At 74.3% G+C, this 10,889-nt stretch carries 14 protein-coding genes, 3 tRNA genes and 1 pseudogene; 12 read left to right on the top strand and 6 right to left on the bottom strand.

Going from position 1 to position 10,889, the window contains the following annotated elements:
* The coding region (locus tag IE98_RS0103370; protein WP_043173353.1) for a cation:proton antiporter regulatory subunit at positions 1 to 408 on the bottom strand (408 nt) is incomplete at its 3' end.
* A gap of 167 nt (positions 409 to 575) precedes the next feature.
* On the opposite strand from IE98_RS0103370, the gene IE98_RS0103365 reads away from it, so the two are divergent.
* The 3 genes from IE98_RS0103365 (at position 576) to IE98_RS0103355 (ending at position 2,672) form a co-directional block, all read left to right on the top strand.
* Positions 576 to 977: a YccF domain-containing protein gene (locus IE98_RS0103365; protein ID WP_030263718.1), complete on the top strand. Its 402-nt coding sequence runs from the start codon at positions 576 to 578 to the stop codon at positions 975 to 977.
* Between the two features lie 170 nt (positions 978 to 1,147).
* Positions 1,148 to 2,050 carry a squalene/phytoene synthase family protein gene (locus IE98_RS0103360; protein WP_052390061.1) on the top strand — a complete coding sequence of 301 codons (903 nt, stop codon included), beginning with the start codon at positions 1,148 to 1,150 and terminating at the stop codon, positions 2,048 to 2,050.
* A 106-nt stretch (positions 2,051 to 2,156) separates the two neighbouring features.
* The gene (locus IE98_RS0103355) at positions 2,157 to 2,672 is read left to right on the top strand and encodes a YbaK/EbsC family protein (protein WP_052390060.1); all 516 of its coding nucleotides are present in this window, start codon (positions 2,157 to 2,159) and stop codon (positions 2,670 to 2,672) included.
* 12 nt (positions 2,673 to 2,684) lie between these two features.
* Here the strand turns inward: IE98_RS0103355 and IE98_RS0103350 are convergent, their stop codons facing one another.
* On the bottom strand, positions 2,685 to 3,683 hold the full coding sequence (locus tag IE98_RS0103350) for an NADP-dependent oxidoreductase (protein WP_030263713.1): 999 nt from the start codon (positions 3,681 to 3,683) through the stop codon (positions 2,685 to 2,687).
* Between the two features lie 135 nt (positions 3,684 to 3,818).
* Between IE98_RS0103350 and IE98_RS45925 the strand changes: the two are divergent.
* Positions 3,819 to 4,700 (top strand): annotated as a pseudogene (locus IE98_RS45925) (LysR family transcriptional regulator); the annotation flags it as partial.
* A gap of 29 nt (positions 4,701 to 4,729) precedes the next feature.
* Here IE98_RS45925 and mug read toward each other — a convergent pair.
* Entirely contained in the window at positions 4,730 to 5,347 is a 618-nt protein-coding gene (gene mug / locus IE98_RS50420; protein ID WP_052390059.1) for a G/U mismatch-specific DNA glycosylase, read from the bottom strand.
* Positions 5,348 to 5,424: 77 nt separating this feature from the next.
* Here mug and IE98_RS0103335 point away from each other — a divergent pair, with 77 nt between their 5' ends.
* The gene (locus tag IE98_RS0103335) at positions 5,425 to 5,901 is read left to right on the top strand and encodes a hypothetical protein (protein ID WP_030263706.1); all 477 of its coding nucleotides are present in this window, start codon (positions 5,425 to 5,427) and stop codon (positions 5,899 to 5,901) included.
* Positions 5,902 to 6,044: 143 nt separating this feature from the next.
* Here IE98_RS0103335 and IE98_RS0103330 read toward each other — a convergent pair whose 3' ends face one another.
* On the bottom strand, positions 6,045 to 6,533 hold the full coding sequence (locus IE98_RS0103330; RefSeq protein ID WP_030263698.1) for a YajQ family cyclic di-GMP-binding protein: 489 nt from the start codon (positions 6,531 to 6,533) through the stop codon (positions 6,045 to 6,047).
* 212 nt (positions 6,534 to 6,745) lie between these two features.
* Between IE98_RS0103330 and IE98_RS0103325 the strand changes: the two genes are divergently transcribed.
* Positions 6,746 to 6,826 (top strand) — tRNA-Tyr (locus IE98_RS0103325).
* A gap of 71 nt (positions 6,827 to 6,897) precedes the next feature.
* On the opposite strand, the gene IE98_RS0103320 is transcribed toward IE98_RS0103325, so the two are convergent.
* On the bottom strand, positions 6,898 to 7,212 hold the full coding sequence (locus IE98_RS0103320) for a putative quinol monooxygenase (protein WP_030263695.1): 315 nt from the start codon (positions 7,210 to 7,212) through the stop codon (positions 6,898 to 6,900).
* Positions 7,213 to 7,324: 112 nt separating this feature from the next.
* Here IE98_RS0103320 and IE98_RS0103315 point away from each other — a divergent pair, with 112 nt between their 5' ends.
* Positions 7,325 to 7,672 carry a hypothetical protein gene (locus IE98_RS0103315; protein WP_030263691.1) on the top strand — a complete coding sequence of 116 codons (348 nt, stop codon included), beginning with the start codon at positions 7,325 to 7,327 and terminating at the stop codon, positions 7,670 to 7,672.
* A 105-nt stretch (positions 7,673 to 7,777) separates the two neighbouring features.
* Here the strand turns inward: IE98_RS0103315 and IE98_RS0103310 are convergent, their stop codons facing one another.
* Entirely contained in the window at positions 7,778 to 9,019 is a 1,242-nt protein-coding gene (locus IE98_RS0103310) for a hydrolase (RefSeq protein WP_030263687.1), read from the bottom strand.
* Positions 9,020 to 9,337: 318 nt separating this feature from the next.
* On the opposite strand from IE98_RS0103310, the gene IE98_RS0103300 reads away from it, so the two are divergent.
* The 5 genes from IE98_RS0103300 to IE98_RS0103280 all read left to right on the top strand — a co-directional run bounded on the left by IE98_RS0103300 (position 9,338) and on the right by IE98_RS0103280 (position 10,753).
* Positions 9,338 to 9,410, top strand: a tRNA-Thr gene (locus IE98_RS0103300).
* A 42-nt stretch (positions 9,411 to 9,452) separates the two neighbouring features.
* Positions 9,453 to 9,525 (top strand) — tRNA-Met (locus tag IE98_RS0103295).
* 84 nt (positions 9,526 to 9,609) lie between these two features.
* The gene (gene rpmG / locus IE98_RS0103290; protein ID WP_004571794.1) at positions 9,610 to 9,774 is read left to right on the top strand and encodes a 50S ribosomal protein L33; all 165 of its coding nucleotides are present in this window, start codon (positions 9,610 to 9,612) and stop codon (positions 9,772 to 9,774) included.
* Between the two features lie 92 nt (positions 9,775 to 9,866).
* Positions 9,867 to 10,325 carry a MaoC family dehydratase N-terminal domain-containing protein gene (locus IE98_RS0103285; protein ID WP_030263680.1) on the top strand — a complete coding sequence of 153 codons (459 nt, stop codon included), beginning with the start codon at positions 9,867 to 9,869 and terminating at the stop codon, positions 10,323 to 10,325.
* 5 nt (positions 10,326 to 10,330) lie between these two features.
* Positions 10,331 to 10,753: a MaoC family dehydratase gene (locus IE98_RS0103280; protein ID WP_030263677.1), complete on the top strand. Its 423-nt coding sequence runs from the start codon at positions 10,331 to 10,333 to the stop codon at positions 10,751 to 10,753.
* The last annotated feature ends 136 nt before the right edge of the window (positions 10,754 to 10,889 follow it).

Genomic DNA, 10,889 nt, shown 5'->3' with positions numbered 1-10,889 from the left:
CAGCCGGAAGTCCGGGCCGGGGGAGGGCACCGCGCCGGTGCGGCGGAGCACGGCGACGATGGAGACGCCGGTGGCCGTCCGCATCCTGGTGTCGCCGAGCAGCCGGCCGTTCCAGTACGAGGTGCCGCCGAGCGGGATGCGCTCGGCGACCAGCCCGAGGTCGGTGGTGTGCAGCACGCCGGGGCTGTGGTGAGCGGGCATCAGCGCGTCCACCAGGGCGGTCGACTCGTCCGCGGTCAGGTGCAGGGCCTGCGCGCAGGCGTCCGGGTCGTCGGCGCGGTAGACGTTGAGGCTGCGGGTGCCGTCGCGGTGGGCGATGACGGAGAGGTGCCGGTGTTCTCGGGTCGTCAGGTCGTACTGGATGCCCACACCGGGCAGGCTGGTCGTCCGGACTCGGGGAACGGGCATGACGTCTGTCCTCTCGTCAGCGGATCCGGGCAGCGCGCAGGGCGGACCGTCGCGTGGCGCGCGGAGCCGGGATGCGGAATCGGCCGTCCTATAGTAATGAAAGAGTAAAGCCGCTCGTCGAGGGGTTTCGATGGCCGCCCCGGGCGACGCGTGCCAGGCTGGACGGTATGAAGGTGGTCGAACTCATCCTCAACGTCCTGTGGCTGCTGTTCTGCGGCATCTGGATGGCGATCGGCTACGCGGTCGCCGGGATCATCTGCTTCATCCTGATCATCACGATCCCGTTCGGCATCGCGTCCTTCCGCATCGCCGGCTACGTGCTCTGGCCCTTCGGCCGCACCACGGTGGACAAGCCCGACGCCGGCCCCGCCTCCTGCGTCGGCAACGTGATCTGGCTGATCTTCGCCGGCTGGTGGCTGGCCATCGCCCACTTCCTGACCAGCATCCCGCTGTTCCTGTCGATCATCGGCATCCCGTTCGGCTGGGCGAACCTCAAGATGATCCCGATCTCCCTCGCACCGCTCGGCCGCGAGGTGGTCAGCACCGACCAGCGCTTCGCCGGCTGGTGAGTCCCGGCCCCGACGCCCTCACGCCTGACGCTCGGATGCCCTGACGCCCGGGCGCCCGCCCGGCCCTGACGCGCCCGCACCGCCCCGACCCCGGCACCCCGGCCGGCCGGAGCGGCGCGGGCCGCGCGCTACCGTGGGCCGGTCCGTACGCCCCGCCGCCGAGGAGATCCGTGCCCAGCTGGCGCGCCACCCTGACCGCCGCCGACGTCACCGCCCCGCCGCTGCGTGCCGACTACACCGCCGCCGCCCGGCGTGTCCTGCGCCGGGAACAGGCGCCCTACCTGGCGCTGCGCCTGCTCGCCGCCCCGGCGCTGGTGCCCTACCTGGCCGCCGGGCTCGCCTTCATGAACCTCGTCGACGACACCGCCGAGAACGGCACCGCCCGGGAACGGGCCGACGGGCTCAAGGACCTCGCCGAACGCACCGCCGAGGCGCTCGACACCCCCGGCTGCAGCGCCGACCCGGTGCTGCGGGCCTACGCGCACGCCGTCCGCACCCGCGGCCTCCCCGAACACTGGGTGCACGGCTTCCTCGCCGGCGCCGCCACCGCCGAGGCCTCCTTCACCGGCTTCGGGACCGAGCAGGACTACCAGGACTACCTCGACGCCTACGCCCTGCCCGGCATCCTGGTCTTCACCGGCCTCCAGTACACCGGCGGCCCGGACGCCGAGCAGACCCGGGCCTGGCGCCGGTTCGTCGACGCCGCCCAGCGGGTCGACTTCCTCGCCGACCTCGCCGGCGACGTCGCCGCCGGACGGTTCTGCATCCCGCGCGAGCACCTCGTCGAGCACGGCGTCACCGCCGAGGACCTTGCGTCCGCCCGGGACACCGCCGCCGTCCGCGCACTGCTCGCCGACCAGTGCGGCCGCGCCCGCCGCGCCCTGGACGCCGCCGCGGACGTCGTCGACCACGCCGACCCCGGACTGCGGGCCGTCGGCCGCACCATGACCGAGCTGATGGCCCACCAGCTCACCGCCGTCGAACGGGCCGGCGCCCGCGCCCTGCGCCGCGACGTCGGCTACGGCCTGCTCGCCCCGCTCCGCATCCTCGCCCGGGCCCGCCGCCACTCCTGACGGCCGGGACACCGGCGACCCGGCGCGAATCCGTTGGACAGGCCGACCGTCCGCGGAGCAGGCTGACGGCTCCGTCCGAGCGGAGCCGTCCCGAGCAAGGAGCCCCATGAACGCGACCCCGTCCACCGACCGGGCCACCGACACCTCCGCACTGCCCGAGCGCAGCCGTCCGGTCGCCGAGGCCCTCGCCGCCGCGGGCGTCACCGCCGAGATCCGGGTGCTGCCGGACTCCGCACGGACGGCCGCCGAGGCCGCGGCCGCCCTCGGCTGCGAGGTCGGCGCGATCGCCAACAGCCTGGTCTTCGTCTGCGACGGCGCCCCGCTGCTGGTGATGACCAGCGGCGCCCACCGGGTGGACACCGCCTTCCTCGCCGACCGTCTCGGCACCGGCCCGATCACCCGGGCCACCGCGCAGCAGGTCCGCGAGGCCACCGGCCAGGCGATCGGCGGTGTGGCCCCGGTCGGCCACCCGGCGCCGCTGCGCACCGTCGTGGACACCGCACTGGAGGCGCACCCGGTGCTCTGGGCCGCCGCCGGCCACCCGCACACCGTCGTCCCGCTGACCTACCGCGACCTGCTGGGGCTGACCGCCGGCCGGCCCGCGGCCGTCACAGCGGACTGACCCGCGGCCGCGTCAGACCCGGACGAGCGCCTTGCCGACGGTGTCGCCCCGCAGCATGCCGAGGAAGGCGGGGACGATCCGGTCGAAGCCGTCCACCACGGTCTCGTCGGACCGGACCCGGCCGCTCTGCAGGTGCGGCACCAGGAACTCGTACAGCTCGTCGCGCACCGCCAGGTGGTTGCGGACCAGGAAGCCCTCCAGCCGCAGGCTCTTGCCGACCACGTCGTAGAGGTTCCGCGGTGCGGCGGGCGGCTCGGCGCTGTTGTACTGGGCGACGGCCCCGCACCAGGCGATCCGCCCGTGGTCGCGGAGCACCTCGATGGCCCCCTCCAGGTGGCTGCCGCCGACGTTGTCGAAGTAGACGTCGATGCCTCCGGGGGCGGCGGCCCGCAGCAGCTCGCCGATCGGGCCGTCGTGGTGGTCGAAGGCGGCGTCGAAGCCGAGTTGCCCGGTGAGGTGGGCGACCTTCGCCGCGGAGCCGGCGCTGCCGACGAGCCGTCCGGCGCCGAGCAGCCGGGCGATCCGCCCGACGGCGCTGCCCACCCCGCCCGCCGCCGCGGACACGTACAGGTCCTCGCCGGGCTGCAGCCGGGCCACCCTGGTCAGGCCGACGTACGCGCTGAGGCCGGTGCCGCCGAGCAGTCCGAGGTGGGCGCTCGCCGGGACGCCGGGCAGGTCCGGCAGCACCCGGGCCTCGTCCGGGGTGACCAGGGCGTGCGTCCGCCAGCCCCGGCGGTGGAAGACGAGGTCGCCGACGGCGAGGGCCGGGGTGCGGGACTCCACCACCCGGCCGACCGTGCGGCCCTCCAGCGGGGCGTCCAGCGCCCACCCGCCGTCCATCTCCTCCCGCATGTACGGGTCCACGGAGAGCAGCACGTTCTCGACCAGGGCCCGGCCCTCGGGGGTCGGGGGGAGTGCGTCCGTGACGAAGGCGAAGTCCTCGGCGGAGGGCGGTCCGGCCGGCCGGGCGACCTGGTGGACGGCGGTGAAGGCGGTGGCGGTACGGGACACGGCGGTGCTCCTGACACGGGTTCCGGGATCGGTCACGACCGTAGGCCGGGCCCGGGGGTGCCGGGCAGGGGCCGCCGTCGATGGGAGGGCGCCTGTCCATGAATCCCGTTCATGGAACGGCGGTAGGGTGGCCCGATGACCGACGGACCCCCGCGGCGGGACACCGACCTCGCCCCGCACGAGCTGCGCATCCTGGCCGCCGTCGACCGGGAGCGGAGCTTCACCGCGGCGGCGGCGGCCCTCGGGCTGACCCAGTCCGCCGTCTCGCACGCGGTGCGCACCCTGGAGGGCAAGCTCGGCGCGGTGCTGTTCGACCGCGGCCGGCACGGCGCCCGGCCCACCCCGGCGGGCGAACGGGCCGCCGCGCACGCCCGGCAGGTGCTGCGGCTGCTGGCGGCGATGCCGGCCGAGGTCCGGGAGGCGTCGACCGGCGAGATCACCGGGCGGCCGGTGGTGGCGTCCTTCCGCAGCGCGGCCGCGCACCTGCTGCCCGCGGTGCTGGCCGGGGTCACCGCCCGGCACCCGGGTCTCGCCCCGCAGGTGCGGATCGTACGGGAGTTGGGCCCCGGCACCGCCGGTGAGGTCGCGGACGGCCGGGCCGACCTCGGCATCGCCACCGTCGACCCGACGGTCGAACCGCTGCCCGGCCTGGTCGTGGTGCCCCTCTTCGAGGAGTCCTACGCGCTCGTCCACCCGGCCGGCCACCCCCGGCCCAAGGAGCTCCCGCTGATCGACTGGGACGAGAACTGCAGCTCGTACACGAGGAGTTGGTGGTCCGAACAGGACTGGATGCCGCCCGCCACGATCCGGGTCGAGGACGACACCGTGGTGCTCTCGCTGGTTGCCCGGGGCATCGGGATGGCCGTGGTCCCGGGGCTCAGCCTGCTCGGCGCCCCGCCCGGTCTCGCCGTCACCGACCTGGGCCCGAAGCCGCCGAGCCGCCGGGTCGGGTACGTCACCACACCGGCCCTCGCCCGGACGGCGGCCGTCCGCGCGCTCGTCCGCGAGCTGCGGTCGGCGCCGCTGCCGGCCGGGCTGACGGCGGTTCAGCGCCCGTCCGCCTCCGCCGCCCCCGCCGCCCCGCCCCCGCCCGCCTCGGCCGCTGCGCCCGCCTCGACGGCCTCGCGCAGCCGGCGGAACTCGGCGGCGATGCCGTCCGGCGTGTAGTGCGCGTTGAGCCCGCTCGGGTTCGGCAGCACCCAGACCGCGGTCGTGCCGATGCCCTCGGGCTGCGGCCCGACCCGGGCCTTCGGCCGCCCGAACGCCGCCCGGTACGCGCCGATGCCCAGCACCGCCAGGACGCGCGGCCGCAACCGCTCCACCCGGTCGACCAGGGCCGCCCCGCCCACCCGGTACTCCTCCGCGGTCAGCTCGTCCGCCCGTGCCGTGGTGCGCGCCACCACGTTGGTGATGCCGAGGCCGTACCCGAGCAGTTCGTCCTGCTCGTCGGGCCGCAACTGCCTCGGCGTGAACCCGGACCGGTGCAGCGCCGGCCAGAAGCGGTTGCCCGGCCGCGCGAAGTGCCGGCCCGTGGCGCCGGACCACAGGCCCGGATTGATCCCGCAGAACAGCACCCGCAGCCCGGGCGCCGCCACGTCCGGGATCGTCGCGTCGTGCGCGGCCGCCAGCTCCTCGGCCGTCGGACGGCGGAAGGGACTCGTCATACCCCCATCCTGACCGATGGATAGTCAGTTCGAATATTCGGCTGACCCGACGGCGCTGAGCAGCGCAGAATGACGGAATGTCATACGAACTCAACGCTCTGCTCGCCACCGCCGACCTGCTCGACGTGGTGGCGGCCGAAGTGCCGACCGCGCAGGTGGCGCGACTGGCGCAGGGCCTGGCGCTGATCCCGATGACCGAGCGGCTGCACGGCGTCCTGAACGTCCCCGGCGACCGTGCCGAGCCGGGCTTCACCCGCTTCCCCGCCGGGTTCGGCCGCAGACTGGAGGCCTGGTCGCAGGCGGGTGCGATCGCATACGTCGAGGCCGACTTCTTCGGCGGCACCGGCACCCAGCGGGCCGCCGTCTGGCTGCACGGCCGGATCGCGCTCGGGCCGCTGCGCACCGAGGAGGACGAGGCGCGCCCCGCCGAGGGCACCCCCATCTCGCAGGCGCTGCGCCGGCTGGGCGCGACCGTGACGGAGGGACGGTTCGACGAGTTCGACGCGGTCGGGCTCGGCGCGCAGCGGCACTCCGCCGACTGGGTCCGGGGCTGACCCGGGCGCCGCTCCGACGGGATCCGAAGGACGGGGCCCGGCACCCGCCGGACACGGAGACGCGCCGGGGCCCCGGACCGTCACGGTCCGGGGCCCCGGCGCGTTCGCGCTCCGGGCGGCAGCGCCGCCCGGTCGCGGCAGGGTCAGCGGTAGTTCACGAACTGGATCGCGAAGTCCAGGTCCTTGCCCTTGAGCAGCGCCTGGACGGCCTGCAGGTCGTCGCGGCTCTTCGAGCTGACGCGCAGCTCGTCGCCCTGGACCTGCGCCTTGACGCCCTTGGGGCCCTCGTCGCGGATGATCTTGGCGACCTTCTTGGCGTCGTCGGTGGTGATGCCCTCCTTGACGTCCGCGAAGATCTTGTACTCCTTGCCCGACAGCTGGGGCTCGGCGGCGTCCAGGGCCTTCAGCGAGAGCCCGCGCTTGATGAACTTGCTCTGGAGGACGTCCAGGATCGCCTTGACCCGCTCCTCGCCGTTGGCCTTCATCTCGATCTTCTCGCCCGACCGGCTGATCTCGCCGCCGACGCCCTTGAAGTCGAAGCGCGTGGCGATCTCGCGGGAGGTCTGGTTGATCGCGTTGTCGACCTCCTGCCACTCGACCTTCGAGACGATGTCGAAACTGGAGTCGGCCATTTGTGTTGGTCTCCTTGGGTACTGGCTGCACGGTCACTGCCCGGCCGTACGGCACGGGCGCCGCCCAAGCCTATCCAGCGCGGCCCGGCACCGCCCCGTCCGCCGCGGCCGGCCCGTGATCACGGCCCCGGCAACCGAGTGGCGAACCACCCCCATCCATCAGGTATTGTTTACCGCGTCGAACGGGGCAGCGCCCCGGGGGACGCCATCCTGGCTGGTTGCCCGAGCGGCCAAAGGGAGCAGACTGTAAATCTGTCGCGCAAGCTACGCAGGTTCGAACCCTGCACCAGCCACAGGATAGAAAACAGCCCCTGATCTGCGGAAACGCAGGTCGGGGGCTGTTTCGTTGTCGGCCGCCGGCGGCTCAGTGCCCGACGTCCACGCCCTTGGCGGACACCAGGTCGAGCCGGTCGACCTCGGTGGCGGAGAGGTACTGCTCCCGCTCGGCCAGGAAGGCCCTCACGTGGTCCTGCGACTCGTGCTCGTCGAAGGCGGCGCGGTCGCGGTAGAGCTCGTAGAAGATCCGCTCCAGCGGGCGCCCGTCCACGCGGTGGACGGCGTAGACCAGCGTGCCCGGTTCGCCGGCCCGGATCAGTGCGCCCGTCCGCCCGACCAGGTCGTCGAACGCGGCCGCCGAGGGCTCGTCCTTGCAGGTGAAGCGGACCATCAGACCGAACATGCCTCGTCCTTCCCCGTCGCCCAGGTGGCTGCGGCACCGGTGCCGCAGCCACGGAACGAAGATACGGCCCGCCACCCGGAGCGGGCCGGGGCGTTGACGGCGTGCTCGGCCGTTGCCGATCCGGTGTTCATCCCCCACCCCCCTCACCCACGGGGAGCGGGGCCTCGGCCGCGGCGTCTGGACGGCGCAGCCGCCCGTCCGGATCTACGACCAGGGGACGGGCGGCTGGTCGTCCGAGTCGAACGCCTTCGCCACCGGCACCGAGGGCTACGCCCGGTTCTTCCCGGAGAACCGCGCGAACCCGGTGCTGAACGGCCGCCTGGTCCGGGTGCACCGGAACGACCCGTACGTCGGCTCCAACTCGTACGACTCCACGGGGACGGACCTGAAGTTCTACGTCTCGAAGAGCGGTGGTTCGGGCAACAACGCGAGCGTCCAGTTCTCGGCCCGGGGCCGCTGACGCGAGCTCACCCGAGGGCGCGGCACGGGGGAGCCGCGCGGGCGGGCCGGGCACGGGGGTGCGGCCCGCCCGCGCGGCGTGCCCGGCATGCCGCGTGCCCGGTGGTCAGTCCTCCGGGAGGGGCTGCCGGGGCAGCGCCAGCGCCACGGTGTCGGCGAACTCGCGGACGGCGCTGGTGCGGGAGACCACCCGGCCGCGGTGGACCACCACCCGGCTGTGCCCGCCGGCCAGCACCCCGGCGAGCCCGTCGCCGCGGACCGCCAACAGCTCGGCGGGAAAGCCGGCGTCCACCCGGACGGGCGGCAGCCCCAGCACGGCCCGGGCCCGGCCGGCGACCGCGTCGTACGCCTCCTCCGGGCCCAGCGCGCCCGAGGACGCCAGCAGGAAGGCGGCCTCCAGCGGATCGGCCCGTCCGACCGGCGCCGCCAGATCCCGCAGCGCCCCGCTGCCCGCCGCCAGCGGCACCCGGGCCCGCGTCAACTCCCGCACCACGGAGGGCGGCAGACCGCCGGGCGGCCGCTCGACGCCGGCGCAGCCGCCGAACTGCGGCAGGCAGACCACCCGGACGCCCGCGTTCGCCAGCACGGTGGACGCGCCCGGCGCCAGTGCGTCGCACGGGCCCATCGTCACCCTCGGCCGCAACGGCGCGAGGACGCCCGCCATCCGGGCGAGCCGGCCCGGGTCTGCGCCCGAGCAGTGCAGGTCGACCGGGCGGTCCGCCCCGCGTGCGGCCTCCAGCAGCACCTGCACGTACCCGACCGGGTCGGGGTCGAGTTCCGGGCAGCCGCCCACCGCCGCGGCGCCGAGCCGGAGCGCCTCGCGCAGCTGCGCCCGGCCGTCCGCGCCGGCCCGGCCGGTGAGCAGCCGGGGCATGGCGACGGCCTGGAGTTCCACCAACCCGTGCAGCGCCCGTGCCGCGGTCAGGACCGCCTCCAGCCGGCCGAGCCCGTGCGCGTCGCCGATCCGCACGTGGGTGCGCTGGGCGGTGGCGCCGTAGGCGAGTGCGGTGAGGGCGGCCTCGGTGACCCGGCGGACGAGTTCCGGCGGGCCGTCCGGCGGCGGGCCGGGCAGGGCGGCGGAGAAGGCGGTGTCGTAGTGGGCGTGCGGCTCGGCCGGGGCGGGCAGCAGCAGGTAGCCCGCGAGGTCGATCCGTGTTCCGGCGGTGCCGCCCGCCGGGCCCGCCGCCGACGGCAGCGGGCCGAGCCCGCCCGGGGTGCCCACCGCCTGGATGCGCTCCCCGGAGATCCGGACGTCCACCAGCCGGCCGTCGGCGAGCCGGGCGCCGGTGAGCAGCAGGACGGGTTCCCGGCCGGGCGGCCCGCCGGCGGGTGCGTCTGCCCCGGTCATCCGCGTCCTCCAGACTCCGTGCCGGCCGCTGTCCGCCGCGGGCCGTGCCGCCCGGCCGGGGCGGACACGCGCGGGGCGGCCCCGCGCGGCCCGGGGTGTCCGGGGCCGCCGAGGCCTGCTGCTGGTCGAGCCTAGGACGCAGGCGCACGGTCGCCGCGGAGGCGGGGGAAAGTCGTATCGGTCGGGCCGTCGGGATGCGCGGCGCCTCGAACGGCCGCACGTCCGGCGGGCGTCCGTGCGGCCCGCCCCACCTGGGCTCTTCCGCGCCGGATACGGATTTCACCTCTGGCCCGGAACCGTGTAATCTCTTCCTCGTTCGCCCCTATAGCTCAGTCGGTAGAGCGTCTCCATGGTAAGGAGAAGGTCTGCGGTTCGATTCCGCATGGGGGCTCTGGTGAAAGTCCCTCCGCTCCGGCGGATGGTCGCTCATCAAAGCGGTGTAGCTCAGTTGGTAGAGCAAGCGGCTCATAATCGCTGTGTCACCGGTTCAAGTCCGGTCACCGCTACCCCGCGTAGTCGATCGGGGGGTCATCCTCCCGATCGGCTACACTTGTCTGTGTTCTTATTCGTTGTCCCAGGAAGGCACTCCCGTGGCTGCCACCGACGTCCGCCCGAAGATCACGCTGGCCTGCGTGGAGTGCAAGGAGCGGAACTACATCACCAAGAAGAACCGGCGCAACGACCCGGACCGTCTTGAGATGAAGAAGCACTGCCCGCGCTGCAACGCCCACACGGCGCACCGCGAGACCCGCTGACTTTGCCTCGACTCCAGGCCGCTCCCCCTCGCGGGGCGCGGCCTGGAGTCATTTCTGCATGTCTGCATGACGGTTGATCAGAGGAGTTGCCCATGCCGCTCGACCCCTCCTTCATCGGGCGGACCTACCCGCCCACTGCGCCGTACGAGGTCGGCCGGGAGAAGATCCGCGAGTTCGCCGTCGCCGTCGGCGACGCCAATCCCGCGTACACCGACCCGGAGGCCGCCAAGGCGTTCGGCCACCCGGACGTGATCGCGCCGCCGACCTTCCCGTTCGTCATCACCTACGCCGCCGCCGCACAGGTCGTGACCGACCCGGAACTCGGCCTGGACTACAGCCGGGTGGTGCACGGCGACCAGAAGTTCGCGTACACCCGCCCGGTGCGGGCCGGTGACCGGCTGACCGTCACCGTGACGATCGACTCGATCAAGTCGCTGGCCGGCAACGACGTGCTGTCGGTGCGCGGCGAGGTCGCCGACGAGTCCGGCGAGCACGTGGTGACGTCGATCATGACCCTGGTCGCGCGTGCGGCCGACGAGGCGGGGGAGTGAACCCGATGGCGATCAGCTTCGACGAGGTCGAGGTCGGTACCGAGCTGCCGGCGCAGTCCTTCCCGGTGACGCGCGCCACGCTGGTGCAGTACGCGGGCGCCTCCGGCGACTTCAACCCGATCCACTGGAACGAGAAGTTCGCGCTGGAGGTCGGCCTGCCGGACGTCATCGCCCACGGCATGTTCACCATGGCCGAGGCGGTCCGGGTCGTCACCGACTGGGTCGGCGACCCGGCCGCGGTGGTCGAGTACGGCGTGCGGTTCACCAAGCCGGTGCCGGTGCCGAACGACGGCGTCGGCGCGGTGATCGAGGTGTCCGGCAAGGTCGCGGCGCTGCTGGACGGCCGCCGGGTGCGCGTCGACCTGCTGGCGACCAGCGGCGGCCAGAAGGTGCTCGGCATGTCCCGCGCCGTGGTGCAGCTGGGCTGAGAGCGTGTCGGAGGGGCGGGCCTTGCCGGGCGGCGGGCCCGCCCCTCGTCGTTCGCCGCCACGGGAGTTCGGTCCGAGGGCCGTCGCCCGACGGCCGTTTCCGTTGCCAGTCCGCGGACATGACGTCCTCGATCCC

This window comes from Streptomyces sp. NRRL B-24484, from assembly GCF_000717715.1.
Classification (GTDB): Bacteria; Actinomycetota; Actinomycetes; order Streptomycetales; family Streptomycetaceae; genus Kitasatospora.
This window is presented reverse-complemented; position numbering and strand designations above follow the sequence as displayed.